This is a genomic window from Streptomyces sp. NPDC027189 (assembly GCF_055566975.1).
The window spans coordinates 88,224-113,235 of sequence record NZ_JBVHRI010000025.1 but is presented as its reverse complement, the minus strand read 5'-3'; the positions used below and the strand labels follow the sequence as shown (position 1 = coordinate 113,235).

Sequence of the window (25,012 nt, the reverse complement as noted above, 5' to 3'; positions counted from 1 at the left end):
GGTTGTATTTAACCAATCGGTTGAAGATGCGAGGTGTGAGGTGGCCGACGACCGGCTGTCCCAGGTGTTCTCCGCGCTGGCCGACCCGACCCGGCGCGACATCGTGGCCCGACTCGCCGCTGGGGACGCCACGGTCAACGCGCTGGCCGAGCCGTACGACGTCACCGTGCAGGCCGTGTCCAAGCACATCAGGGTTCTGGAAGACGCCGGTCTGGTCAGTCGTAGCAGGGACGCTCAACGGCGGCCTTGCCACCTTGAGGCGGAGGTCTTCGACCTGATGACGCAGTGGATCGAGCGTTACCGGCGCGAGGCGGAGGGCCGTTTTCGCCGTCTGGATGCTGTCCTCGAGCAGATGGACGAGCAGTCGATGACGGGCACGCCAACGGAGGGAGCAGCATCATGAGCACCACGAACACGAACCACCGCGACGATACGCAGATCGTGGCTGACCCGGCTCTACCCACCATCTTGATCACCCGGGAGTTCGACGCTCCACCAGGGCGCGTGTTCCGGGCATACACCGATCCTGACCTGGTCGTCCAGTGGCTCGGCCCGCGTCGACTCACCATGCAGATCGACCAGTATGACGCGCGTAGCGGTGGATCGTACCGCTATGTGCATCGCGAGGACGACGGGACCGAGTATGGCTTCCACGGCGTGTTCCACGAGGTACGCACCAACGAGCGCATCGTGCAGACCTTCGCCTTCGAGGGCTTCCCGGACAGCGTCAGCCTTGAGACGGCTGTTTTCGAGGACCTCGGTGGTCGCACCCGGGTCACCACCAAGTCGCTCATGGACTCCATCGAGGCCCGCGACTCGATGATCAAGAGCGGCATGCAACGCGGCGTCCGGGAAGGCCACGAGCGGCTTGACGAGCTGCTCAGTGGCCGCCAGAGCGGCAACGCCGACCGACGTACCGAGATGGAAGGCTTGAGATCATGACGATGGCAGCCGATGAGCACCGCACCGTGGCAGGGGTATTCACGGACCGCGTGCGCGGAGTGCGTCCCGGGGCATGGGGCAACCCGGCGCCGTGCGAGGGGTGGGCCGCCCGGGATGTGGTGCGCCACCTTGTCGAGTGGTTCCCGGACTTCCTGAAGGCTGGTGCCGGAGTCGAACTGCCGAAAGGGCCGTCGGTGGACGACGACCCGGTGGCGGCCTGGACGGTACACAGCGACGGGGTGCAGGCCCTCCTCGACGATCCGGCAACGGCGCAGAGGTTGCTGTCGAACCAGCACATCGGAGAGGTCCCGCTGGACCAGGCGGTCGACCAGTTCTACACCGCAGACGTCTTCATGCACACCTGGGACCTGGCGCGGGCCACCGGCCAGGAGGAGCGCCTCGACCCCGGCAGGTGCGCCCGGTTGCTCGACGGGATGCTGCCGCTCGATGACGTGCTCCGCAAGAGCGGGCAGTACGGACCACGGGTCGAGGTACCCGAAAGCGCCGATGTACAGACTCGCTTGCTCGCCTTCATCGGCCGTAAGCCCTGAGTGTGTCTCGTGCTGCCCAGGGGGAGTGGTGGAGCGGGAGGACGTCGGGTGGGTCGGCGAGGCCAGGGCCGCACGTAGCCCCACGCCGGCAGCCCGTGGCCCGGTTCGGTGCCCTCAGCCTGCAGCGATGCCCCCAACTCGATCCCGCGCGACGCGTTCTGGTCCGCTCCCCGGCCGGGAAGCGCCGCCGGAGTGTCGGCAAGGTCTGTCGACACTCCGGCGCGCCCACGCGTTTGCGCAGGTCGGCAGCGTCGGTAACCCGTGTCGAGAATCAACGTCCGCAGACGGTGGCCTCCAACGGCTCCTCGCGGGTTACTTGCGCCCACGGTGAGCCGGACCAGGGTGCCGGGGACGATGGGGCGGGGGCCTCGGCTGGCGTGTCCGTCGTGCTGCTGGGTCTTGGCGTGCAAGCGGTGCCACATCCGCACGGTCACCGCGCCGTGCTGCTCGTCCGTGCACGTGTGGACGGCGTCCGGGGCCGGCCAGGTGGTGGGGTCGGGGCAGGCGAATTTCGCGCCGGGGGGCGCGGCTGCCCGGCAGGCGTCCTGCGCCGGGGCGGCGGGTCGGCGTAGAAGGACCGGTCGGACCGGACCCGGACGAGGATCTGGGCCGGGATGCCGGTGATCTCGAGGGCCAGGCGGACGGAGTCGTAGCCGCTGTCGACACGAACAGCGGTGTCTGCAGGCCCAGTCCAGGACGCCGTCGCAGCAGGCCGCGGATCTGGCGGGCGGCGACCGTGCTCGGGTTCTCGCCCGGGACCAGGCGCCGGGCATCGACCGGAGCGGTCCACGAGCTCGTCGTCAACTCCAGGCCGGCGAGCCAGGAGTAGGCCCAGCCGGCCACGATCGGCTGTCCCGCCGAATGCCTGGAGGGGCAGTAGTAGCCGCGTCCGGGTGAGCACTCCGCGTCGCTGCGGACCCACACGCTCACGTCCACCGCGAATACCGGACACGACGCGCGGGGCAGCGAGCCGGCGAACACCGCACGTGCCGCTTCGGGCCCCACGCCGCCGTTGGCCAGGGCCGCGTAGCCGCTGCCGTGACCACGCCGGTGCAGCCTGTCCAGCGACAGGTAGGGCAGGGAAATGACCGGGCCAGCTGCCAGCAGGGCGTCGGTCAGCTCGAACAACGCATCCGCCCGTCGGGACAGACAGTCGTATCAACCCACGTGGAAGCGCATCAGGTTGGCCTTGCCCTGGCGGCCTGCCCCCGCCCCGAGCACACTGACAGCGACGGCCATCGCACCCTCGCCTGGTCTTCACCTACCTGGAGAGTCCCGCGATGGCCGCTCCATGTCCCGCACCTCGCCCAACCAACTGTCTACGGACAGAGCGCAGGGATAAGAGCGGAGAGAACGCCTGACAGAATGATCCTGGAAGCGGGCGCTGTCGCCCGCCGGTCCCCGGCTCGACGTGTCCGTGTGGGTCACACGGACACGGGCGGCCTTTCCTGGCTGACTGCGTCGAGTAGAAGTTTCGCGGCCACCGTCGCCCCGTCGGTGCGGATCGTGCCGGCCACGGCCCTCGCCCGTGCTCGGGTCTCGGGGGTCAGGGCCGTGGTGAGCGCGGCGGACAGGGAGTCGAAGGTCGGCGTCGGGCCGTCGTGAGCCGAGCCGATGCCCAGTTCGGCCACCCGGGCGGCCCAGTACGGCTGGTCCGCGATCCGGGGGATCACCACCTGAGGCGCGCCGGCCCGGGCCGCCGTCGTCGTGGTGCCCGCGCCGCCGTGGTGCACTACGACGGCCACCCGGCGGAACAGCTCCTGCTGGTTGACCTCGCCGACGACGAAGCAGTCGTCGGCGTCGTCGATCGGGGCCAGGTCCGCCCAGCCACGGGCGAGGAGTACGCGGCGGCCTTGCGCACGGCTCGCTTCAATGGCCACCCGGGCGATGTCCTTCGGCGCATGTGCGGCCATGCTGCCGAAGCCCACGTACACCGGTGGTGCGCCCGCGTCCAGGAACTCCACCAACTCGGCCGGGAGCGGACGCTCGTCCGGCAGGATCCACGCGCCGGTCTGCATGACGTCGAGGTCCGTCATGCCCCGCGACGGACACAGCGTCGGGTCCGCCGCCAGCCACGGGGTGTCGGTGAGGACGTGGTCGCGGACGTTGTCCACCGGCGGCAGGCCGATCGACGCCCGGTGTGTGTTGAGCGCGTCGCCGTACAACGCGTTCACCCTCTGGGCGTCCTGCTCCCACAGCACCCGGTTGTCGGTCTCGCCCTGCGGGGACTGCTTGCCCGGCCGCGCCCCCGGAGGGAAATGCCGCGACGGCAGTCCGAGGATGTGGAAGCACGCGAGCACGTAGCGGATGCCCAGTTTCTCGGCCACGTCCCGTGCGCCGGCCGGCATCAGACCGGTTGCCAGCAGCGCGTCACATCCCTCGGCCGCCGCGGTGAACGTGTCGAACCGCGCGGCGACCAGCTCGGGGGCGAGCCGGAACGCGTCTTCCGCCGTCGGTGGCTTCGTGCCGGCGACCACCGAGTGCACCGTCGGGCCGAGCGGCACCAGCGGCACGCCGACACGCGCCAGCAGCGCCGCGAACTCCCCGTCCGGCGGCGCGCACACCACCACCTCTGCACCGAGTTCCCGCAACGCCACCGCCAGTCCCGCCAGCGGTTCGACGTCCCCGCGCGACCCCCACGTCGACAACAACACACGCACGTCGCAACTCCCCATTTCCGCAGGTTGTGGCTTTGGGCCGCCGATTCTGCGGCACAACCCGGGTCTTGCCGCAAGCCCCCCGGTGCGCTATAGATTGAGAGTGGCAAGGAGTGGGATCTCCTTGCCTTTGCTTTTTTTGTCGTCTCCTGTGGCCGGACAGCCTCCTCGCGAAGCGGCGACTCGCCGCGTACGGCGGTACATCGGGCAGGAGGATCTCCCCTCGGCCGCGCGCCGTCCCAGAACTCCTGACGCGGTGACGCGAGCCCTCCCGTAACCGCTACATGTAGACGGGGTGTTTCGCTGCTCCCGGAAGGTGCAGCAACGCGAGACAGCCGTACCGCGCCCAGGCGATACCGGAGCGCGGTACGGACGAAGGCGGTGGCCGTTGTCAGTTGGCGTGTGGCGGAAGCACCTGCACCGTGTCCCCGACCGCGCGTTCACCGGCCGCGTCCGAGGGGCTGTTGACCAGGGCGCCGCGGACGGCCATCGCGGTGGAGCCGCCGCCATCGAGGTTCAGCGCCTGCACGGCGCCGAGCGAGCGCATGAACTCCGCCGCCTCGTAGAGGGTGAAGCCCTCGCTGCCACCGGTCTGCCGCCCGTCGACCGTAGCCAGGATCAGCCGGCCCTTCCCGTCGACACCCGCCATGGTGCGCGGCTGGCGGACGTTGGCCCAGGCGTATCCGAAGGACAGGTCCTGCGGGTCGACCACGCCCTCGGCGGTCGCGTCGATGTCGATGTGGCCGTCCTTCATGAGGGTGGGGGCGGCACTCACGATGGAGTCGTCACCATCGAGTTCGACGCGCCGGCCGCTGGTGTCGCGGACGACCTCGTCGACACGGATGCGGCTGCCGGGCTCGGCGTTCGCGGTCAGCCAGTCGGCAGCACCGCCGATGCCCTGCAGGATGCGCCCGCCCTCCGGTACCCGCCCGTCGCGCGCACCGACCGAGACCACGCGGCCGGATGCGTCGAGCACCGCCTGGACACCGGGTCCGGTAGGCAGGTCGGCGCCGAACTCGGGGGTGAACTGGACCAGGTCGTCGGTCAGTCGGCAGGTGACATCCTGCCAGGGCAGGTCGCTGGGTGTGGCGCCGGGACGGCCGCAGTCGCGCACCAGTCCCGGCACCCGGTTGATGCCCTGGATCCGGTACGAGGAGTTTCCGGCCCGGGCGGTGATGGTGGTGGTCAGATCGGCCACACGGATGTGGCGGCCACCGTCACCGAGGATCAGCGCGGCCCGCGAGCCGGCCGCCATCGACCCCAACTGGCCGTCGTAGGCGCCCAGACCGGACATGGTGCCCTGGACGCCGTCGGCGTCCGAGGTCACGAAGAATCCACCGTTGACGGCAACCAGCGAGTTGAGCCGGGCGGCGACCGACGAGGTGGTCTTCCGCTGTGCGACATTGCCGTCGTGGGTACCCTCGACGGTGCCGTTGAAGACGCGTGGGTCGATCACCGCGACATGCACGTTCTCTCGATCGGCGGGCTGCTGGATGTCGTAGCCGGTCCAGGCGACTGAGGTGTGGAACCCCGCCGAGGTGATCGTCGCCGCCGCGGACTGGGCCGCGGCCTGGGTGGAGAAGGAGCCGACCCGTACCCGAAGCCCCATGACTCCGTGCGGGGTGTCGGAGTAGGCGGGCCACCGGACGCTCTCCACACGCGGCTGGAAACCCGCGTCGCCCAGCTTCCGCGCCGTGGTGTCGGCCCAGCTCCGGGTGCTGACTTCGGACCAGGTCGCGGCGCCGGTCAGCCGGCTGACGCCCGGGGACTGAACGGCGACCGTCCAGGTGTGCGTGACGTCGGGGTGCCGGATGGTTCCGGTACGTATCTTTACGCCGGGTGCGAGGGTCTCGGTCGACCACTGCGTGGTCGCCGCGGGGATCGCGCGGTCGGCCGCCGCTGCGGTCGGCATCAGGGAGGGAACGGCGACGGTGAGCACGGCAGCGAGGCCGAGGCCTGCGCGCACGCGGGCTGTACCTCGGGCGGGTCTGCCGAGGGCATTGTGATCCATGGCTTCCTCACAGCTGGGGCGCGATGATGGCCGGTGGGGGCAATGTCGTGCGGCCGTGTGCGCGATCCATCCCAAACAACCGCTACGACTTCCGTGGCTCCGGCACGTGAAGATCAGGAAAGGGGGCAGGAAACAACAGGCAGCGGCCTCGGCCCTGAACAGGCAGGGTTGTCGAAGCCTTTGATCACGAACAGAGTCGCGCTGTTGACGCCCCCACGCTCCTGCAGGACGTCCAGCGGTCGGGTCACATGGCAGCACGGACTCGCGGGGACGTGGGTCAAGCCAACGGTCAAGGGCCGAGTGAGGGGTTGGATCAGCGCGGCTTTGGGCCGTCGTTGCGGGTGCGGCGCAGCGTGAAGGTGTCGACCGGCTCGGTCTGGCCGTACGGGCCGGTGACGGCGTAATAGGTCACCGCCATCGTCGTGGGCCCGCCGGCATGGGTGCCCGGATCGATGGAGAAGGCGACGAAGCCGTAGGGGTTGACGCGGTCACGGACCGCCGACCACGGTGCCTCTTCGGACACATAGACGGGAGTCTTCTTGCCGCCCGCTCCAACGGGGCCGACGCCGGTAATGACGTTGCACCGGGGGGTGTCGAACAGCACGTCCATGGACGGGATCGAGGTGCCGCCTCCGCCGATGACCATGTGGACGGTTCCTGCGGTGGTGTCTACGACGTCGGTGCGGGTGGCCGCCGGATCAGGTGTCATCGTGTCGTTGGGCTGGTGGCCGCGGATCGGATGCGATCGCTCATAGTGGTGCTCGTGACCGCAGACGACCACATCAACACCGTACTGGTCGAACAGCGGCAGCCATTCCTGACGTATACCGAGGTCGGCACCATTGCCCGGGTGGTCAGCGGTGGAGACGACGACCTGGTGCATGACGACGACGATCCAGTCGATGCCCCTGTCCGCTCGGGTGCGTGCGAGTTCTGCCTCCAGCCACCGCCGCTGCGCACCTCCGGAATAGCCCCGGATGTAGGAATTGCCGCCGTCCTGGTAGGCAACGTCGTCGTTGGCCAGGCTGAGCACACGCACGGATCCGACGGTGAACGCGTACCACAGGCCCCTGGTCTCCGGATCGCCGCCGTTGCCGGGCAGTGCGAAGTACGTCTGGTAGGCAGCGAAACCGATCGGCCCGTTGCCAAGCTCGTTCTCGTGGTTGCCGGCCGCAGGCATCCAGGGCCTGAACCGGGAGGACCGGCTGGTCATGTCGAACCAGTCCGACCAGGTGCGGATGCGGTCGGCGGCCAGGTTCGCGTAACACAGGTCGCCGTTGATGAGGTGGAACAGCGGCGCGACGCCCTCCACCGCGGTGGTCACATCACCCGCGTACGGCGAACCGAGATTGTCGTTGAGATAGGTGAGCTTGGCGGTGATCTTCGGCGGCATGGGACCGTCCAGCTTGCCCACCGTCGGTGTGCCCTGGTCGCCGAAGCTGGTGAACGTGAACGGCGCCCTGCCGCTCGGTCCTGTCCGGAACGACCCCGGCTCGGGCGTCGCCCCGTCGTGTACAGCGGCGTACACGTACTCGGTGCCGGGGCTCAGTCGGCTCAGCCAGGCGTGATGTGCGTAGATCGTTTGCCCGGACTTCGCGTCCTTGTAGTACGAGGTCCGAGCCGCGATGTGGCGGCCCAGGCCGTCGGCCGGTGTGCCGAGCAGGACGCGTGGCCGCTGCACCGGCACCGGCGTCTGCCAGGACACCACGACCTCCCGCGAGGCATCCGCGCCGAACTGCAGGTGGAGTCCGCTCACCGGCGGCATGCCGGATCCCTCCGGGCGGACCCACAACACCGGTGAGGCGGCAGCCGGTTGCGCCCCCGCCAGAGCCCCCACCCCGGCGGCTACGGCACCGGCCGCGCCGAGCAGCCCCCGTCGGCTCACGCCGTGATCCGCCCGCGGTTCGGTGGTCGCCATTCCCGCACCGGACTCACCTGCCGCCGTGCCGGCGCCTCGTCCACTGCCTGTTGATGTCGTCGTCATGCAGGCAACGTCCCACTCACCTGTCACCGTCCGACACCGGCAAGCCATGAACAGCGCGACAATCGGCGCTACCGGGAAACGACCGGTGGCGGAACCTGGACAACTATCTCCGTGGCCTTGGACGGATTGCGGCGCGGGGCGCCAGACAGCAGGCTGACGGGGTGGACGAGCGAGCGGATACGGTGCGCGGACTGGATTCCGCGCTGCAGGAGCTGCGGCACGGGCGGTTCGGGTTGTACGGCCCCTTGGTTCGGGAGCGCTTCCTGGAGGGACCGCTGGGAGGGGTCACCGCGACCGGCTACCGCGTGCTGCGTTTCATCGAAGCCAGCTCGCCACCCCCACCGGCCCTGTCCGACATCGCCGCCCTGCTGCTGACCGATCGCGCCCGCGCCGTACGCGTAGTGGACCGGCTCGCCGCGGACGACCTCGTGGTCCGCGTCCAGGACCCCGTGGACCGGCGGATACGCAGGGTGCAGTTGAGCGAAGCAGGACGCCGCCATCTCGACCAAGCCGCCGCGCACCGCTTGCGGCTGTTGGCGGCGGCTCTGTCGGACTGGTCCGACGAGGACCTTGAAGGCCTCATGGCCTACGTCGACCGACTCAACGAGTCCGTGGTGCGACGCTTGCTTTCCTCTGAGCACCACATGCACTGATCCGGCGTCAAGTCAGAACAACTTCAGGCAAGAGCAGGCGCCTACGGCGGAAAGATTCAAGAGTGGTATGCCCCGGTTCCGATGGAGTCGGGTTGCTGGACAATTGACGATCCAGCAGCCTTCGGAGGCCGTGATGCCCCGATGCTATCCGCCCGAGTTCCGCCGTAAGGTCCTCCAACAGCCCCATCACCGACGTCACCTGAACACCTCCCCGACGAGACAACACGACGTGTCATCCCTGTCGCAGGACTGCCGACATTTTGCTTGACCAGCGAAAACACGGCGATCACGTTCGGTACGACAACGGCTTCTGACACGCGGGGCACTAGGTGCCTCCAGCGTGGGCTGGACGCCCGTTCGTGGTAGGACATGGGCGGCATCTGTACGAGACCCCGGCTGGGCAAGCGTCGAATCCACCGCATCGGGTCCTCGGCCATCGAAGGCGTCGACGAGCAGCCGTTCTCCGCCTCTTTGCGACGCAGCCCTTCAAATGCGGTGATAGCGGATCGCATTGATGCAGGCTTGCGCCATGAATACGCCCTCACCAACAGGTGGTGATCCGCTGCTGGCGGGCTCGAACACGCCCTGGTGGAAGCATCTGTGGGTGTGGTTCGTCGGCCTTGTTGGCGCTGTCGTGACCGGCGTTGTCGTTGCTCTGGTCTCCGGCCTCTTCGATGGGGATGGACCCCACAACCCGGAGCTGACGAATGAGCGGTACATCCGCCTCTTCGCCGAAGACGGCAACCTGAGAAGTCCGTACAAGGCATCTGTCCGGACAACGGGGGAGTGCCCGCTCAACTCCAACTACTCAGCCGACCCGGAAGCCCTGCGCTGTGTCTCAAAAAGTGACGAACTGCTGGATCCCTGCTGGGGCGATGGCACGGTTGTGGCCTGTCTCGCGAGTCCCTGGGACCACGACGCCATCCTGATCGAGAATCCGAAGATCACCGCCACACCACTTGCAACTGCCGCGGATCACCTTCCCTGGGCTCTTGAGATCCGCGACCCCTGGCACAAGTCCACCATCCTCCGCTGCAGTTTCGCGGGAGGAGCAACGGACACCGCGATGCAAAAGCGCGTCAACTGGGGGTGCTTCAAAAGTGACGATCCCGAGCGCTATGCCGGTGACGCGCTCGGTGAGCCCGCACGCTCGAAGGAACGGCCGTGGACCGTGGACTACTCACCCAAGGATATGGCCGAGGTGCGTACGGCCACGGTTACTACAGTGTGGTACTGACCAACACGTCGGCGCTAGGCTCGCACTGCCGGCATAAGGCGGGCCTGGGCCTACCAACGATGCACAGCGGCGTTTTGATCGACGACACCGGATTCATCAACAAGGGCACCACCTGTGCCGGGGTGCAGCGGCAGACCTCCGGCACCGCCGGCCGCACCGAGAGGGGTGAGCCCTAGGAACGCTTGGCGCGGTAGAGGCCTCGGCCGGTTCGCTGGACACGGGACGTACCGACAAGACGGTCGAGTGTGCTGCGGACCCCGTTGATGCTTCCGCTGTCGGAATCACGACCGAGAGCCGCGGCAACATCACGGGCCCGCACGTCGATGTCTCCGACTTCGGCGAAGTAGTCCATGATCTGCTCGGTGAGCTTGCCGTATCTCTTCTGCCCGTCCGATTCGGTGCCGGCGGCGGCACGTTTCGTGCCCTTGCCACTCTCCGGCTTGTGAGCCCGCAGCGCGGACTTCGTTGTGATGTCCGCGGGCTCGGAAGAAGCACTGTCTGCCTGCGGTTCGACGGGCACCGCAGCCTGGCCCTGCTCCGTGGCTGCAGCACGGGCCGTGCCCGTCGAGGCCGCAACGGCCGGGTTGAGCATCAGGGTCTTGAGGGCACTGAGGGCCCGCTGCACCGAGCCGAGATGCGCCACGACCGCAGCCAGTTCTCTTTCCAGCGCCTGCTTCTGGACCTGCAGGCGAGCCAGGTCCTCTTGAAGGCTCTCAGCGGTGATCTCAATGTTATGCGCCGTGCGGGCTCCAGAGATCATGTGTTCCTCTCATCCTCAACCCTTCGTGCCGTGCCCCGGCCCCCTACGGTGCCGCTCGGTCCGGACGCGGGAACGGGTGCCCTCCGACATCATATGCAGTGACCCAACCGGGATGTAGATGCACCAGACGGTCCCCACGGTTTCGGCAAGAGACGGACCTTCACTGATGGCGGGGCACGAAACAGGGCAGGTCACCGAGCCGCCGGAAGGCTGCCCTGGAGGCGGCACGAACGGCCGTGTACCGGGGATCCTGAGGATGGTCCGGCAGGTGTTGAGCGATATCGCACCAATTATTGCCACTGTTCACGGCAGACGCAATGGGTATGGAAACACTTACTGTCAGCAATTCGACAGTCTTCTGCCCGCCGTCTTGGTGGCGAGGCCCGACGGAACCGGTGGGCTGACCATGCAGCCCACCACTTTCGTCGGGCCGGGCCCTGCTGCCGACCGGCCCGTCCGCTCACGGCCAGCAGGGCATGGAACCTTCCGCCCACTCCGGGGACGCCTCGTCCGTGGGACCGTCGGCCTCCTTTTGACCAGGTGATGTGCGCTGATCCTCACAGTCTGCGGGCTGGGCGGAGGCGGACGGTGCGCGGCGTAGCAGGCGCAGCGCGTCGGAGACTGCCTTGATGCGTGTATCGACAGTGTCAATTTCCTCCTGAAGCATGCGGATACGGGCCTCGAGCAGGGCAGCCTCGGTTGCCAGGGACACGCCGGCGGCGGCCGGGTCGGAGGGCTGGTCAGGGTCTCGTCGGGGCATCATGCGTCTTTCTGCGGCTCAAGCCGGGAGTCGTACGAAACCGGAGTGGGTGCCCATAGGCACAAGAGCATCGTGCGGCGCAGCTGTTCTCTGCCGGGGACGGCGTGCGACCGGCACCGCAACCAGGCCGCGCGCCACCGCATCAGCACTCTCCGGGGCGCTGGGGCCTGCACGTGCGCCGGATGGGACACGCAGGCGGCGGCCTTCGAACGGCCATGGGCGACGGCTGGGACCGGGAGATGCGGACGCCCTGAGGCCAGCCCTGCCGGCCGGGGAAAGCATGAGCAGTTGTCGCGTGGATACGTCGGTGGGCCCTGGATCTCGAGGCCATGGAAGCTCCCTTCCTCGCTGCGAGGGCTTGTGCGAGCGGCGCGCAAGCCACCATCCGCATTGACCGAACAGCCGCGGGGGCTGTGACATGCGCGCACCCGGACACCGCGCCCGTACGGGCCTGGCGTGGCCGGCGAACGCCCTCGCCCGCGGCGCCGCGGCATCCGGCCGCCGCGGCGTTCCGGGCCCAGGGAGCCGACGTTGATCAGCCGCCTGCCGTGGGGGCAGCGCACCGGCAGGTAGGCCGCCCCGGGGGCTCTGCCTGCTCAATTGACGTCACACGGTTGCTGTCCGGAGCTGAGCGGCTGGCCCGTGTCTCACCTTGGGCCACGACCGCACGCATGGTTGTACTGTTCACCAGGTCATCACAGCAAAGTGTGAGATAGTGTTATCCCTGTCGGCCAACACGGGCGCACCCCGGGTTGGTCCCGTCAGGAGTGTGTCCGGCAGACGGGACATAGCCAGCCGCGCAGACGCTCGATACACCCGCGCGAGAGCAGCATCACGCGGGGACAGACGCTCTGTTGTCCGTCGCTTCCTGTTCTCTTCCCCCTTTCCGAGGGCGCAGCGGCTCATCCATCTTTGTCCCGGCACAGGTGCTGCCCCGGGAACCTCTTCCATCGTGAGGGAAAGGTGTTTCCCATGGCCGAGCTGTTCTACGACGACGCCGACCTGTCCATCATCCAGGGCCGCAAGGTCGCGGTCATCGGCCGGAGATCGCGTACTTCGAGTGTCTCCACGAGCTGAAGCTCATCGTCGACCTCATGTACGAGGGCGGCCTGGAGAAGATGCGCTGGTCCGTCTCCGAGACGGCCGAGTGGGGCGACTACGTGACCGGCCCGCGCATCATCACCGACGCCACCAAGGCCGAGATGAAGAAGGTCCTCGCCGAGATCCAGGACGGCACGTTCGCCCGTAACTGGATGGAGGAGTACCACTCCGGTCTGAAGAAGTACAACGAGTACAAGAAGCAGGACGCCGAGTCCCTGCTGGAGACCACCGGCAAGGAGCTGCGCCAGCTGATGTCGTGGGTCGACGAGGAAGCGTAAAGCCCCATGGCCGACAGCTTCTTGGGCACCGTTCCCGCTGCAGGCGGCGCTGCCTTCGCCGAATTTCTGCTGAGCAGTCAAGCGGCGAGCGGCACTTCCCGCAGCAAGGCCCGCCCGGCGGCGTACCTGCACCGCTCAGGAGCGATCAGGACCGGCCGTCACCCTGCTGTGAAGGACTCTGCTGCGAGCTGGGGCTGTCGGGGTTGGGGGCCTGGTTCCAGGAGTGCAGTTTGTCGGGGTTGAGTACGACCCAGACTTGTGCGATGTGGTGGTCGGCGATGTCGAGGCTGATGACGGCGGCGACCTGGTGGTCGCAGCGGGCGACGAGGCCGGTGCGGCCGTTGACGGACTGGGCGGTCAGTGTGGCGCGCGGGCGGCGGGCCAGGAGCGTCAGCAGGCTGTGTGCGACCTGCCGGCTGCCGTGGACGGGTCTGACCAGTGCCCGGACCTTGCCGCCGCCGTCGAAGAACGCCGTGGCGTCCGGGCAGAGAAGCGACGCCAGCAGCCCGGCATCCTCCGTCAGACAGGCTTGGCGGACGGCTCGGGCGAGGGCATCGTGCTGTTCCGGCGTCGTGGAACGTGAGCGCTTCACCCGCAGGTAGTGGCGCGCCCGGTCGGCGAGTTGGGCGCACTCCGGCTCGGTGCGTCCCACGATGTCGGCGACCGTATCGGGGGCCATCCCGGCGTTCTTGAGCACGAACGCCGCCCGCTCGGCCGGCGGCAGAGCATTCAGAGCGTTCAACAGAACCCGGCTGACCTCCTCTCCCAGCGTGGCAGCAGAACGTTCAGCCTCCCGCCGTTCAACGGCCGTTGCTGCGCAGCCGGCGTCATCAGCACGGTCGGGCCGGGCGAGGCAGTCCAGACAGATCGCGCCCGCGGTCTTCGCAAGCCAGGACCAGGGCGCCGTGATCTGCTGACGCGCCGCCTCGGACAGTCCGTACCACCGGCGGTAGGTCTCATCGACAACGCTCTCCGCCTCACCGGTGCTGCCCAGCATCCAGTAGGCGACATCCAGCAGACACCGACGCTCGTCAAGCAGCTCCGTGATCGGCACTGCGTCAGCATGGTCCATACGGCATCCTCCCTCTTGCACGGCACCACACAACGCAACCGCACGCATCACCCTTGTCGCAGTTCAGGAGGGCTTCAGCGGTATCGGCGTACTGATGGCAGGTGCCACCTTGCACGCCCCTGTGCCCGGGGAGGCGGCTGCCGTAGTTGATGTGTGAGTCCTTGCATACGGCGCACCTCTTTCATTTCTCGGTTCACCTAGTTAGACCGGGCAGGCATACATCCTGTGACATGAGCTTCCACACCTGATCCCGAAGACTTGGGCACCGTCCTTTTACCAAGGGCCCTCACCGTGCACTGTGTCGGCGCAGGCTGTCCCGCAAGGAATGGGCGGTTCGCTGGTGAGAGGAGGCTGCGCAGCCGAGCGAGGCCCAGCAGGGCCTGGCGCACGCCGCCTGCGCTCACACGCCCATCCCGTGCTCGGGGTGTCGCACCAGGCCGCCGACCGGATGCCCTGTGCCGCTGCTGGCCACGTCCCGGCCCGCAGGCCGCACAAGAACACCGTCTGCGCCGTCGATGCACGCCGGTGTCCACTCCGCCCAGCGACCGCAGCACCACTGCGCACCAGTTCGCGGAGGCTTCACGCCAACAGCCGCCGTCTTGACCGCAGCCCGATGCCGGGACCGTGCCCCGGCCACACGGTCCTCTGCGGATCATCCCCTTCAGCGCCACGCGGAACTCGGCTGACTGGCACACATACGCCGGCTACCCGGTCTCATGTGACAGCCCCAGACAACTCTTCGTACGGACGAGAAAGTCCATGATCGAATTCCGGGGTCTACTGCCGAATTACGCCATCACCAAGAACCCTGGAGGCTTCTGTTACCCCCAGAGAAGCCGACACACGGCCTTCGCTTCGCAACACATGTGGCACCACTGCCATACCGCACGCGGAACCGGCTCGCCTCCTAAGTTGAAGCCAGAACGCGATCGAGCGCTGCCCGGCCTGCGGGTCCCCATGCCGGCTTGCCACCGGGAAGACCCCGCTCCCCGGCTTGGCCCATGAGGATGAGGAAGAGGCTCTTCGCGGCAGCCAACCCTCGTGCGCGCTGGATCATCGCCTTGTCCGTGTGTGCGTACGCATCGAAGAACCGTGATGCCGCGCCCGCGGGAAGGAGCACCCACGCAGCTGCGAGATCGACCGCCGGATCGCCTGCGCACATGTCACCGAAGTCGATCACGCCCGAAAGCGTCCCGTTCGAGACGACGACGTTCGCCGGGTGAAGATCGCCGTGCAGCCATACCGGCGCGCCTTGCCAATCGGGGGCCGCAAGGGCCTCGTTCCAGACGTCCCGGACGTTCCGGAGGTCAGAGGCAACGCCTTCGGAGGCGACTTCCTTGAGCATCTTTTCGAAACCGTCCGTGAGCATTTTGAGGGAAACGCCGCGATCCGGACTGACCGGTGCCTCGGCGGGCGCCTTCACATGGAGCGCCCCCAGGAAGCCCGCCAAAGTGTCGGCTGCGCGGTCGTGGCTGATTGGGGCGCGGTCTGCTGGTTCGCCGGGAACCCAGGTTGCGATGGTCCATGGCCGCGGGAAGCGCGCGGACGGTTCACCGATCCGCATGGGGGTCGGGACCGGTAGTGGAAGGCGCGGGGCCAGGGTCGGCAGCCACCGGTGCTCTTTGTACAGGAGGGATGGCGCGCGCTCTGTGCGCGGCATGCGCACAGCCAACTCGTCCCCGAGGCGCCACAGTTGGTTGTCCCAACCGCCGGCCACCTCACGCAGGCCCAACCCCGCAAGGTCTGGATGCTGCTCTCGCACCAGGGAGCGCACCAAGCTGTTGTCGATCTCGAAGCTGTCCATGATCTCACTCAACCATCGATGGCACTTGGCCACCGATGGTTGAGCACGGGCAGCCGATGTGATTCAGCCGCGTTGATTGAGCGCCCTGGTCAGGTCCCGGTTGGCTGCCCGCGCGGCGTCGAGATCGGACCGAGCCTCCTCCAGCGCGGAGATCAACTCGACGTTCTGCTACTCCAGCCTTGTGATATTGCGCTGGAGTTCGTCGCTGTCGGCTGGGGCTCCGAGCCCCGATTCACTGCCAGACCTGAGCGCCCAGGGCCTGGGAGAGCCGTTTCTCCAACTGCTGGATGCGGTCTGTCAGGCGGGTGTTGCGGGCCTGGGCATGGGCAAGGTCGGTCTGCAGCGAGGCCCGGCTCACCGGCGATCCTGCGGTCGGGTCCTGGGCTGCCGGTTCGAGTTCGGCTGCGTGGACCAGGGCGAGCAGGTCGCGGTGGCGGTAGAGAAACGTGCGGTCCACGCCGGCTTCCCGGGCGATGGCCGAGACGCTGATCGGTGTGCCGCTCTTCGCGGCGTTCTCGATCGTGGCGGTCACTCGCTGGCGGCGACGCTCGGAGTTGGCCTCACGGCCGTCTCGCACAGCGGAGGTCATGTCCGTCTCCAGGGCCGGACATCGGGCATGGGCTGGGCCATTCGTGGCATGCCGAGCATGACCGTGCGGCCGCGACGGACCACAGCGATGGCTTCCTCGATCTGGGAACGCTCCTCGGACGAGAGGTCGTCGAGGTCGGTTTTGACCCGGTTGATCAGGCGGCGAACCCGACGAATCTCCCCCTCGGAGGGCATGGCCTCGCTGCGGGCCCAGTCATCAGCCTCGAAGGCCGACATCAGCCGTTCCCGGCTGCGGAGCAGGTCATCGAGATATCGCTCGAGATCCGGGAGGTAGGAGACATCGGCGCGGAAGTGATCGCACCGGACACAGCGGAAACGGATGGGGCAGCTCTGCCCGCCGGCCGCGACGTTGTGGGGCTCCAAGCAGATGCCATAGGCCGTCGCGACCTCTTCGATCGCCCTGCGCACGTGCTCGGAGTCGAGTAGCCCCTGAGCCTTGCGCCAGACACGAGTGCCATGGCGGTCGAACTGCAGGGCGGTGACCCGGGCGACAGCTTCGCGCCGCCGCTCGTGGCTGACCCGGTAGTACGACTGAATAGTGGAGAGTTCGCGATGGTCCATCAAATCCTTGAGGACGTCCGGCGCGACGCCAGCGTCGGCAACTGAGGATGCCGCTGTGCCCGAAGGCCGTCATGTCCCAGGTGTCTTTCAGACGCTCGGTCTCCGGTGTCGATCCGAGGCGACGCAGAGCCGTCTGAGCACCTCTGACGATCATCCTGACGTCGTCGACGACCCCTGCGCGAACCAGGTCCGCTTCTTTGATCGTCTCCAGGCCGGGGACCGGCAGAAGCCGCATCCGGTCGCAGAGCTGCCGAAAGCGGTGGTCGCGCGTCTTGACGTCGCGCGCGGTGCGGACCGCCGAGCGAGTGGAGACACCCTGCACGTATGCCTCCATGATGACTGCGTACAACGCCTGGTCGATCCGACGCCGGCGCTGAAGCAGGCTGGGGAAGGAGCTCCCGGTGCGGACCGTGGGAACGCCCAGTTCCAGGTCCTCGGCCCGGGTGATGAGCACCTTCTCCCCATGGGCCATTGCGCCAGGTGGTGCGGGTGTCGGTGAGTTCGCCCCCGTGCGCGGCAATGCCAGCCGTGGCCTCGATCAGCTCCTGCAGCAGCCGTTCGGCCGCTCTCCGCACGAATTCGAGTCCGTCGGACGAACGTAGTGACTTCAGCAGCCGGAGTAGGTCGGACCGGGACAAGGCCACTGCACTCGCCCGCTGGTTGAACTAGCCGTTCACCAGGGTGAGTTGCATGGTGGCCTGCCGCTTGCGCAGGGAGCGGCCACCGGCCACCGGTGTACGCCCCGGGCAGATGACCGCGCGCTCACCAGCCTTGATCCGCTACACCACGAGTGCGGACACCATCCTGTTGTGACAGCGTTCGACGCCGAGATTGCCACGGTGTGATGCGTTCTCGATGCCGCGGGCTCCTGGATTGTGGAGGCCGCTGACAGGAGGCAGGGTGGTCTTGGGACTCTCTGTGCGAGAGAGAAGGCGCACGGCGTGTCACAGATGCGGGCCGCGCTTTGTCTTCACTGCGAAGCAAGTTATGTGAGCCCGGAATTGACGAACACGGTCACTGTCGAACGAGAGGTCGGTACACCGGCCCAAGAGGCGGTGGCCGACGCGAGATCGTCCGTTCCGGGCAGGCTCATGGAGGTGTAGCACAGTGCACGAGATGGATTCAGTGGACGGGGTCGGACCCAAGATGCTGGCGGACGTCAAGCCACCGTTCATTCCCGAGGGTGCTTCGGGGATGACCGTTCTCGTCGAGTGGCCTCCCGGCCACCCCGGGACTCCTCCCCACCGTCACTCGGGGCCGTGTTTCGGCTACGTGATCGAGGGCGCGGTCCGGTTCGAGCTCGAGGGTGAGCCGGAGCACGTGATCAAGGCCGGTGAGACGCTGTGGGAGCCGGGCGGTGACGTGATCCACTACCAGAACGGCAACGCCCTGTCGGACGCGCCGACCAAGTTCGTCGTGACCATGCTGTGCGCGCCAGGCCAGCCGATGCTCACGATGGTCGACGAGGAGGAGCTGGAGAAGCGGGCCCACCTGCGCGCCCCGCGCCCCTCCGCAGGCTGACCCGCGAGTTCGATACGGGCAGGCGCAGCCCGGGCCCCTCATCCGGGTCCCGAGCTCCGCCGCGTGGCCGGCGAGCCGGAGACCGGCTACGCCGGCCACGCGGCTGGACGGCTTCGTGCGGCTCGCCGTGTGGCTCCATGGCCTGCGGAGCGAGCGACGTTGAGGGCAAGGACCGGCACCGGTGGCAGCCGCGGAGGCGAAGACGGCGTTAGTGGCCGTGGCCCCACAGCATCGCGGTGGTGAAGGGGGCGAGTCGCCGTGGTGCGTTCTGCTTGAAGTACAGCCACCACAAGGAGAAAACCGGGGGCAGACCGCCCAGAGCGAGGAGTGCGACTCTGCCGGCATCCACGTCGGTGTCCCCTGCAGTTCGCACGGCGCTGGCTAACAGCAGTGACGGACTCACCGAGCACGATGAGCGTGAACAGACCGTAGCGCTGGGCAATGTGATGCGGATGCAAGCACCGAAGTTGATAGACCTGCACGTGTGCAGAACCGGAGGGCTCTCGCGCTGGATGACAGCCCTGTTCGTTCCGGGGCGTACCGCGAGGCGGAACAGTGGTGGCCCCGCCCCTGACGCGAGCCGGGGCCAGCCCGGTGGTCTGGCGAGGAGTCGGCCCGGCTCGCCGAAGCGCTATGGGGCTCGGTTGCCCGACTGGCGCGTGAGTTGGAGCGCGGCCTGTTTTCCCCGACCTCAACCTCCGGTGAGCGCGTACGCTGGCTCGTCCGGCAGGCCGTCTGGCCCGCCCGACCAGCGTGGTCATGGGCGGGGAGGCCGAGCCGGCAGCTCCTGGACCTCTCAGCGACCTGGTGGCCGCGGGAGGAACCAGCGTGCCGCCCGCATTGCTGCTGGAGTTGCAGGAGCAGGGCAAACCAGGCGTGCTGGAGACGGGCAGCGCGCCTGGACCCGCAGCCGTTGCACGTCCCGCCCAAAGGTCCCCATTGCTGCGGGCGTTCCCTGTCTCAGAGTCCGTCACCGGCGGCTGCGCTGCTTACGGCCGCTCAACTGGGGGAGCTGGTGCAGAGCGTTGGAGATGGCTTTCATCCGCTGGTTGAGGTCAGCGAGTTTCTGGCGAAGCTCGTTGACACGGGTCGTCGGTAGCTTCAGCGGCCAGTGACACGACTGTGGCCGCGATGTCGATTCGGTTCCCAGTGGTTTGGGTCATCGTGTGTCCTTCTGGGGCAGGGATCGGATGCACGTGGCCTCCATGACCCCACGGAGTCATCTGCTGTGCGGGAAGGCCTGATCCAGCTGTACAGCGGAGATGTCGAGAATCAGCTTCACCTTGTCGCTGATCAGGCCCCCGCCTGTCGCCGGGACCGGGTTCCCGTCAAGTCCCCAGTTGGAGCGCTGCAGGGCGGCCGTACCCGCGAAGCCGACGCGGTTCTGTCCGTAGGCGTCCCGGCTCGCTCCAGCGAACTCGAGGTCGATGTGAACGGGCAGTTCGACGTCCTTGATCCGGAGGTATCCCGCCAGGCGGAACCGGCCGTTACGGGCATTGAGGATTCCGGCAGAGCGGAAGCTCATGAGAGGGAACGTCGCTGAGTCGAGGAAGTCCGGGCCGGTGACATGCGCGTCCCGCTCCGGAAAACCCGTGTCCAGACTGCCGGTCTGGGCACTGAGGTAGGCCTCGGACTGGGTGGGATGGGCTCCATCGAGCTTGAGGAGCCCTTCGAAGACGGTGAATTTCCCGCGCACGTTGGTGATCGTGGCGTGCCGGACAGAAAAACTGATCGTGCTGTGGGCCGGGTCAATGGTGTAGACGCCGGTCAGCCCTTCGTAGGGGGCCGTATGAGAAATAGTGGGTTCCTTGTCGTTGAGCATGGCGAGCCGGTTCTTTGGGATCTCAGATAGGGGCGAATCCCGGCACACTGCGGCCGTACAGTCGAATTCAGGGCCGCTTTTCGAGCGAAGTGCTGCCGGTCATGAACTTCGAAGCCTGGACCCACGAGAGATGAAGTAACGGATCGTCCCGCCAAGGAAGGCCAAGGCAGTGGCTGTGTACGCGGTGGAGTGACCCTGCGGCCGGAGGGCGGGGGTGGCCCCTGCCGGCAAGCAGGGGCCACCCGCAGGGATTACTGCTGCTGCGCGACCCAGTCGGCGAACCGGGTCTCGGCGATGTGCGCGTCAGGACCGGGCAGGAGCGTGGTCTCCTTCAGCTCGGCACCGGAGTACGGGGCGTGCGGGTCCGTGACGACCGTGCGGGGGTCGTTCTTGGCGGCGAGTCCTTTACGGAGAAGCTCGTCGAGCTGGAACACGTCGGGGCCGGCGACCTCCACCACGCCGTTGACCGGGGCGCCGACCGCAGTGCGGCCGACAGCTGCGGCCACGTCGTCGGAGTAGATGGGCTGGATCTTGACGGGGGCCAGACGCACGGTGTCGCCCTCGGTCGAAATGTCCGCGATCCCCTTCATGAACTCGAAGAACTGCGTGGCGTGGACGATGGAGTACGGGATGCTGGACGCCTTGATCAGCTCTTCCTGCGCCTGCTTGGCGCGGAAGTACCCGCTCTCCAGGAGACGGTCGGTGCCGACCACGGACAGCGCCACGTGGTGCGTGACACCAGCCTCCGCCTCGGCCTTCAGGAGGTTGGTGGTCGAGGTGCGGAAGAAGTTCATGACGTCCTCGTCCGCCCACGAGGGGGAGTTCGACACGTCGACCACGACCGACGCACCCTGCAGAACCTCGGCCAGACCCTCGCCCGTCAGTGTGTTGACCCCGGTGTTGGGCGAGGCCGCGACCGCCTCGTGACCGTGCTCGGTGAGCTTGCCGACCAGCTTCGAACCGATGAGCCCGGTTCCACCGATCACTACGATCTTCATAACGGATTCCTCTCGGAGGTTTTCATGGTGTGGCGAGCATCCTGCGATGTGCTGCTCACAGGTTCTGAAAAAATTCTGTCTGCACTAGAACAGACAGGACAGCGGATCTACTTGTGACAGGGGGTTCGCCTACATCGAAAAGACTTCGCGATGCGGCCCTCAGCGGCTCGGTTGTACGAGGCAGCGCGGCTGTTCATTCGCTCGCGTCACGACTCCGCCGGCGGTTACTTGGCGTGCTCGAAGGAGAGCACACGGGCATGCCGCCATTGCGCGCCTCGTAGGGTTGTACAAGGTCATTCGGCGAGCTTTCCATCGGTAGAGACCTCCTGCATCAGAGAGGCAATCTCGTCCGGGATGGCCGGAATGCTCTCGCGGGTGATCCCAGTCGTCGGGGACCACACGAGATTGACCTGCAGAGCGGGATCCATGTCCGGATAGTCGCTGCGGTTGTGACAGCCCCGGGTCTCACGACGCTCAAGCGCTGCTTCGAGCGTGGCCCGAGCTGCCAGAGCGGCGGACTTGAGGTCGAAGGCGTGCGCGAGATCCTGGTAGCCGGCGATGTCGGGATGGATGCCGACGTCCTCCATCCTCTTCTCGATGACGCTGAGCTCTGCCAGTCCGGCGCCCAGGCCCTCTTCGTCGCGTACGACGCCCGCATGCTCGGTCATGGTGTTGCGGATGGCGCGCTGCAGAGCGCGTACGTTCTCCGGACCGTCGGCCGCGAGGAGATCGTCGATCTCTGCGCGAGCCTGCGCCATTGCCGACGCCGACCGCGGCTGCGCGGTCAGTGACTGTGAGTAGGCGGCGGCCGCCTGGCCTGTGATGCGGCCGAAGACCAGCAGCTCTATGAGGCTGTTCCCACCGAGGCGATTGGCGCCGTGCAGCCCGCTCGACGCCTCACCGATGGCGTACAGCCCACGCACGTCAGTGCTGTGGTCCTCGGGACGCACCCACACCCCGCCCATCGAGTAGTGCGCGGTAGGCGCGATCTCGATCGGTTCGCGGGTGATGTCCAGCATCTGCAGGTCCAGAAGAGTCTGGTAGACCCGGGGGAGCCGCGTCATGATCGTCTGCCGTGGCAGGTGGGAGACGTCGAGCCACACGCCACCCTTGGGGGTCCCTCGCCCTTCCTTGATCTCCGTGTAGGAGGCAAGGGCCACGCGGTCGCGGGTAGACAGCTCCATACGGGCAGGGTCGTAGCGGTTCATGAACCGTTCCCCGAGCGCGTTGCGCAGGATCCCGCCCTCACCCCGAGCGGCCTCGCTGACCAGGGTGCCGGCCGCGTTCTCCGGCTCGATGATCCCGGAAGGGTGGAACTGGACCAGCTCAGGGTCGCGCAGGCGGGCTCCGGCCTCCACGGCCAGGCGGAAGGAGTCACCCGTGTTCTCGTCGCGCCGCGAGGACGTGCGCCGCCAGATACGGGTATGGCCACCCGCGGCAAGAATGACGGCATCGGCGTGGATCAGGTAGCGCCTTCCGTTCGTGAGGTCGAAGCCGTAGGCACCGAAAACGGCGCCGTCATGCACCAGGAGCCGAGTGATGTAGACGCCGTCGAGCACGGGGATATTGAGCTGATCCGCGCGCCTGATGAGCGTGCGCTGGATCTCCAGACCGGTGTAGTCACCGGCGAAGGCGGTCCGCCGGAACTTGTGCGCGCCGAAGAAGCGCTGGGAGATGCGGCCGTCCTCTTCCCTGGCGAAGCCCATGCCGTAGCGTTCCAGGTCGCCGATGCCTCGGGCAGCGCCCTCAGTGACGATCTGGGCGGTGCGAGGGTCGGCGAGCAGATAACTCTCCTTGAGAGTGTCGGCTGCGTGCTGCTGCCAGCTGTCCTCGGGATCCATGGTGGACAGGGCCGCGTTGATTCCCCCGGCAGCAAGGGCCGTATGGGCGTCCTCCTTGGGGCGCTTGCCGACTGCGAGGACGTCGATACCGGCCTCAGCCAATTCGATTGCTGCTCGCAGCCCAGCGCCTCCGGTGCCGATCACCAGCACCATGGTGGAAAGACGTTGTTCGGTGATAGCCACGGTCCACTCCGATCGCCTGGGTTGTCACTCACTACGACCAGGCCGCCCCGGGATCTGTGACACCCTTCCGCTGCTGGTGGGCCCGCGAACCCGTAGTGGGTGGCGCCCACTGACGCCACGAGGGCGAGAGACGATCTGCAATCCGGCCCACTCTCGCCCGAGCCGACGCGTCACCGCAGATGCGGTCCAGGGGCACGTCCAGGTGGGAGAGAAGCACGTCGTCGATGTCAGACCCGGATGTGATCAGGGTCCGGATCGGGGCCATGCCATCCCACACGCTGACACTCATGCCCGCCAGCACGCGATTCCCCGGTGTCCAGAACGCTGTGAACCGTCGTTCGGACGGCTCACGGCGGATGACGACGCGGTCGCAGCCCCCTGGCTCCGCGTAACCCGTGCACTCCATTCCGAGGTCGTACTGATCTGTGTAGAAGTACGGCAGCCGGTCATAGAAAGCGTCCTCGCCGAGCATGCTGAACGCCGCCAGGTCCGGCTGATGGAATGCATCGTCCCAGTGTTCGACCCGGAGGCGGCGGGCGAGCAGCGAGTGGTCAGCGTTGGCGACGTCGCCTGCAGCGCAGATGTGGGCCACTGAAGTCTGCAGATGCTCGTCGGTGACGATGCCGTTCCGCACGTCGAGGCCCGCCTCCTGGGCGAGTTGGACGTTGGGTGTGATGCCGACGCCCGCGACCACGGCGTCCGCGGCAAAGTGGCTGCCATCAGTGAGCCGCACCCAGTCTCCACGGCCGTGTGTTCCGGTGATGGACTCCACCTGCACGTTGGTCAGCAGACTGACGCCGTGATCAGCAAGGAGAGCAGCGAACACTTCAGCAGCTTCGCGCCCGAGCACCTTCAGCAGGGGAAGCTTTGTGGTTCCCTCCTGTCAGGATACGCGTCCTAGTACTGCAGTCGCATTGTTAGACGCGGTGGGTTGATGCTCGTTGGTGTGACTGTGTGCTGATGAGCTGACGGTCGAGCAGATCGATTCGTGGTCCGAAGTAGCCGCGCCGCATGTCCGGTTCGCCCGCTGTTTTGACAGGTCCGAGCCGCGCGAGTGGGCCCTGGACTACCTGTGGGGGCTGCTCGCGTCCCTGGCGAAGAAGGACGGCTGGACACTGGCCGAGCAGGTCGGCCAGCTCCGCCCGGACGGTGTCCCGTGCCTGCTCAACCCTATGACTGGGACGAGAACGCGGTCCGTGACTCTGTCGCGGAGGCCATCGGCAGCAAGCATGCAGTGCTGATCGGAGACGACATCGGATCCCCGAAGAAGGGAACCCGCTCGGCGAGCCGGGCGCTGCGCTCCTCGTTGGTGGAGCGCTCGGGCAGATGGACAGCGTCGTGGAACCACGCGGGAGGCGCACGGCGTCTGGGTCGGTGGCGCTGCCGAAGGTAACGCGACCGCGCTCGACGCGCTGTGCGCGCGGGCGGCGGCGCTGCGGGCCGAGGGGCGGACGAGTTCGTCCTCGGCTCCCTGGCCGCCGACGGGCAGGCGGGCCTGGCCGCGATCGGCGCGCCGACCGACGGCATCTGCGCGGGCGCCGGGCTCGACGAGAGCCGGTGGACCTTTCACCGGGCCCTCGACCACGACGCGCTCCGCAAGCAGCTCGCGGATTTCCCCGGGCTGGATACGTGCCTGACCGCCGGTTCGGCCACCGGGGTGGACGACG

The 25,012-nt window shown here is 67.5% G+C and carries 19 protein-coding genes and 3 pseudogenes; 8 read left to right on the top strand and 14 right to left on the bottom strand.

The window, feature by feature from the left end:
- Nucleotides 1-40: 40 nt before the first annotated feature.
- The 3 genes from ACZ4RZ_RS39825 to ACZ4RZ_RS39815 are packed head-to-tail and all read left to right on the top strand — an operon-like array spanning nucleotide 41 to nucleotide 1,493.
- Nucleotides 41-403 (top strand): ArsR/SmtB family transcription factor, encoded by a 363-nt coding sequence (locus tag ACZ4RZ_RS39825; protein WP_467752182.1) that lies wholly within the window; start codon nucleotides 41-43, stop codon nucleotides 401-403.
- On the top strand, nucleotides 400-942 hold the full coding sequence (locus ACZ4RZ_RS39820; protein ID WP_467752181.1) for an SRPBCC family protein: 543 nt from the start codon (nucleotides 400-402) through the stop codon (nucleotides 940-942). Before ACZ4RZ_RS39825 ends, ACZ4RZ_RS39820 begins: the two co-directional genes overlap by 4 nt.
- Nucleotides 939-1,493: a TIGR03086 family metal-binding protein gene (locus tag ACZ4RZ_RS39815; RefSeq protein WP_467752179.1), complete on the top strand. Its 555-nt coding sequence runs from the start codon at nucleotides 939-941 to the stop codon at nucleotides 1,491-1,493. Before ACZ4RZ_RS39820 ends, ACZ4RZ_RS39815 begins: the two co-directional genes overlap by 4 nt.
- Nucleotides 1,494-2,917: 1,424 nt before the next feature.
- On the opposite strand, the gene ACZ4RZ_RS39810 is transcribed toward ACZ4RZ_RS39815, so the two are convergent.
- The 3 genes from ACZ4RZ_RS39810 to ACZ4RZ_RS39800 form a co-directional block, all read right to left on the bottom strand.
- The gene (locus tag ACZ4RZ_RS39810) at nucleotides 2,918-4,153 is read right to left on the bottom strand and encodes a glycosyltransferase (RefSeq protein WP_467752177.1); all 1,236 of its coding nucleotides are present in this window, start codon (nucleotides 4,151-4,153) and stop codon (nucleotides 2,918-2,920) included.
- A 388-nt stretch (nucleotides 4,154-4,541) separates the two neighbouring features.
- Nucleotides 4,542-6,116 (bottom strand): phosphodiester glycosidase family protein, encoded by a 1,575-nt coding sequence (locus tag ACZ4RZ_RS39805; RefSeq protein ID WP_467752176.1) that lies wholly within the window; start codon nucleotides 6,114-6,116, stop codon nucleotides 4,542-4,544.
- 358 nt (nucleotides 6,117-6,474) lie between these two features.
- Nucleotides 6,475-8,079 carry a purple acid phosphatase family protein gene (locus ACZ4RZ_RS39800; protein ID WP_467752175.1) on the bottom strand — a complete coding sequence of 535 codons (1,605 nt, stop codon included), beginning with the start codon at nucleotides 8,077-8,079 and terminating at the stop codon, nucleotides 6,475-6,477.
- Nucleotides 8,080-8,306: 227 nt separating this feature from the next.
- Here ACZ4RZ_RS39800 and ACZ4RZ_RS39795 point away from each other — a divergent pair, with 227 nt between their 5' ends.
- Together ACZ4RZ_RS39795 and ACZ4RZ_RS39790 are read left to right on the top strand one after the other, a co-directional pair.
- The gene (locus ACZ4RZ_RS39795) at nucleotides 8,307-8,798 is read left to right on the top strand and encodes a MarR family winged helix-turn-helix transcriptional regulator (protein WP_467752174.1); all 492 of its coding nucleotides are present in this window, start codon (nucleotides 8,307-8,309) and stop codon (nucleotides 8,796-8,798) included.
- A 529-nt stretch (nucleotides 8,799-9,327) separates the two neighbouring features.
- Nucleotides 9,328-10,035 carry a hypothetical protein gene (locus ACZ4RZ_RS39790; RefSeq protein ID WP_467752172.1) on the top strand — a complete coding sequence of 236 codons (708 nt, stop codon included), beginning with the start codon at nucleotides 9,328-9,330 and terminating at the stop codon, nucleotides 10,033-10,035.
- 172 nt (nucleotides 10,036-10,207) lie between these two features.
- Here the strand turns inward: ACZ4RZ_RS39790 and ACZ4RZ_RS39785 are convergent, their stop codons facing one another.
- On the bottom strand, nucleotides 10,208-10,795 hold the full coding sequence (locus tag ACZ4RZ_RS39785) for a hypothetical protein (protein ID WP_467752171.1): 588 nt from the start codon (nucleotides 10,793-10,795) through the stop codon (nucleotides 10,208-10,210).
- A 1,791-nt stretch (nucleotides 10,796-12,586) separates the two neighbouring features.
- Here ACZ4RZ_RS39785 and ACZ4RZ_RS39780 point away from each other — a divergent pair.
- Nucleotides 12,587-12,934: pseudogene (locus ACZ4RZ_RS39780) on the top strand (ketol-acid reductoisomerase); the annotation flags it as partial.
- Between the two features lie 145 nt (nucleotides 12,935-13,079).
- Here the strand turns inward: ACZ4RZ_RS39780 and ACZ4RZ_RS39775 are convergent.
- The 5 genes and pseudogenes from ACZ4RZ_RS39775 to ACZ4RZ_RS39755 form a co-directional block, all read right to left on the bottom strand.
- Nucleotides 13,080-14,006 (bottom strand): sigma-70 family RNA polymerase sigma factor family protein, encoded by a 927-nt coding sequence (locus ACZ4RZ_RS39775; protein WP_467752170.1) that lies wholly within the window; start codon nucleotides 14,004-14,006, stop codon nucleotides 13,080-13,082.
- Nucleotides 14,007-14,913: 907 nt separating this feature from the next.
- Nucleotides 14,914-15,810 (bottom strand): aminoglycoside phosphotransferase family protein, encoded by an 897-nt coding sequence (locus ACZ4RZ_RS39770; RefSeq protein ID WP_467752168.1) that lies wholly within the window; start codon nucleotides 15,808-15,810, stop codon nucleotides 14,914-14,916.
- 232 nt (nucleotides 15,811-16,042) lie between these two features.
- Entirely contained in the window at nucleotides 16,043-16,399 is a 357-nt protein-coding gene (locus ACZ4RZ_RS39765; protein WP_467752167.1) for a DUF6262 family protein, read from the bottom strand.
- Nucleotides 16,396-16,980, bottom strand: a complete 585-nt coding sequence (locus ACZ4RZ_RS39760) for a hypothetical protein (protein ID WP_467752230.1) — start codon at nucleotides 16,978-16,980, stop codon at nucleotides 16,396-16,398. The genes ACZ4RZ_RS39765 and ACZ4RZ_RS39760 overlap by 4 nt, the downstream gene beginning before the upstream one ends.
- Before the next feature lie 298 nt (nucleotides 16,981-17,278).
- A pseudogene (locus ACZ4RZ_RS39755) lies at nucleotides 17,279-17,624 on the bottom strand (transposase); the annotation flags it as partial.
- A gap of 472 nt (nucleotides 17,625-18,096) precedes the next feature.
- Between ACZ4RZ_RS39755 and ACZ4RZ_RS39750 the strand changes: the two are divergent.
- A complete protein-coding gene (locus ACZ4RZ_RS39750) occupies nucleotides 18,097-18,501 on the top strand; it encodes a cupin domain-containing protein (protein ID WP_467752165.1) in 405 nt (134 codons plus the stop codon).
- Between the two features lie 208 nt (nucleotides 18,502-18,709).
- Here the strand turns inward: ACZ4RZ_RS39750 and ACZ4RZ_RS39745 are convergent, their stop codons facing one another.
- From ACZ4RZ_RS39745 to ACZ4RZ_RS39725, 5 genes are all read right to left on the bottom strand, one after another.
- Nucleotides 18,710-18,850: a hypothetical protein gene (locus ACZ4RZ_RS39745; RefSeq protein WP_467752164.1), complete on the bottom strand. Its 141-nt coding sequence runs from the start codon at nucleotides 18,848-18,850 to the stop codon at nucleotides 18,710-18,712.
- Between the two features lie 870 nt (nucleotides 18,851-19,720).
- Nucleotides 19,721-20,323, bottom strand: a complete 603-nt coding sequence (locus ACZ4RZ_RS39740; protein ID WP_467752162.1) for a YceI family protein — start codon at nucleotides 20,321-20,323, stop codon at nucleotides 19,721-19,723.
- A 251-nt stretch (nucleotides 20,324-20,574) separates the two neighbouring features.
- Nucleotides 20,575-21,321: an SDR family oxidoreductase gene (locus tag ACZ4RZ_RS39735; RefSeq protein WP_467752161.1), complete on the bottom strand. Its 747-nt coding sequence runs from the start codon at nucleotides 21,319-21,321 to the stop codon at nucleotides 20,575-20,577.
- Between the two features lie 293 nt (nucleotides 21,322-21,614).
- The gene (locus tag ACZ4RZ_RS39730; RefSeq protein ID WP_467752228.1) at nucleotides 21,615-23,315 is read right to left on the bottom strand and encodes an L-aspartate oxidase; all 1,701 of its coding nucleotides are present in this window, start codon (nucleotides 23,313-23,315) and stop codon (nucleotides 21,615-21,617) included.
- Nucleotides 23,316-23,376: 61 nt separating this feature from the next.
- A complete protein-coding gene (locus ACZ4RZ_RS39725) occupies nucleotides 23,377-24,195 on the bottom strand; it encodes an NAD(P)/FAD-dependent oxidoreductase (protein WP_467752159.1) in 819 nt (272 codons plus the stop codon).
- Between the two features lie 130 nt (nucleotides 24,196-24,325).
- Between ACZ4RZ_RS39725 and ACZ4RZ_RS39720 the strand changes: the two are divergent.
- A pseudogene (locus ACZ4RZ_RS39720) lies at nucleotides 24,326-24,630 on the top strand (transposase); the annotation flags it as partial.
- Between the last annotated feature and the right edge of the window lie 382 nt (nucleotides 24,631-25,012).

Bases quoted from the DNA above. Each gene is read 5' to 3' on its own strand.
- ACZ4RZ_RS39815 (WP_467752179.1), top strand. From the start codon at position 939: ATGACGATGGCAGCCGATGAGCACCGCACCGTGGCAGGGGTATTCACG.
- ACZ4RZ_RS39740 (WP_467752162.1), bottom strand. From the start codon at position 20,323: ATGCTCAACGACAAGGAACCCACTATTTCTCATACGGCCCCCTACGAA.
- ACZ4RZ_RS39730 (WP_467752228.1), bottom strand. From the start codon at position 23,315: ATGGTGCTGGTGATCGGCACCGGAGGCGCTGGGCTGCGAGCAGCAATC.
- ACZ4RZ_RS39800 (WP_467752175.1), bottom strand. From the start codon at position 8,079: ATGGCGACCACCGAACCGCGGGCGGATCACGGCGTGAGCCGACGGGGG.
- ACZ4RZ_RS39790 (WP_467752172.1), top strand. From the start codon at position 9,328: ATGAATACGCCCTCACCAACAGGTGGTGATCCGCTGCTGGCGGGCTCG.
- ACZ4RZ_RS39765 (WP_467752167.1), bottom strand. From the start codon at position 16,399: ATGACCTCCGCTGTGCGAGACGGCCGTGAGGCCAACTCCGAGCGTCGC.
- ACZ4RZ_RS39750 (WP_467752165.1), top strand. From the start codon at position 18,097: ATGGATTCAGTGGACGGGGTCGGACCCAAGATGCTGGCGGACGTCAAG.
- ACZ4RZ_RS39770 (WP_467752168.1), bottom strand. From the start codon at position 15,810: ATGGACAGCTTCGAGATCGACAACAGCTTGGTGCGCTCCCTGGTGCGA.
- ACZ4RZ_RS39820 (WP_467752181.1), top strand. From the start codon at position 400: ATGAGCACCACGAACACGAACCACCGCGACGATACGCAGATCGTGGCT.
- ACZ4RZ_RS39735 (WP_467752161.1), bottom strand. From the start codon at position 21,321: ATGAAGATCGTAGTGATCGGTGGAACCGGGCTCATCGGTTCGAAGCTG.
- ACZ4RZ_RS39775 (WP_467752170.1), bottom strand. From the start codon at position 14,006: ATGGACCATGCTGACGCAGTGCCGATCACGGAGCTGCTTGACGAGCGT.
- ACZ4RZ_RS39760 (WP_467752230.1), bottom strand. From the start codon at position 16,980: ATGGACCATCGCGAACTCTCCACTATTCAGTCGTACTACCGGGTCAGC.
- ACZ4RZ_RS39785 (WP_467752171.1), bottom strand. From the start codon at position 10,795: ATGATCTCTGGAGCCCGCACGGCGCATAACATTGAGATCACCGCTGAG.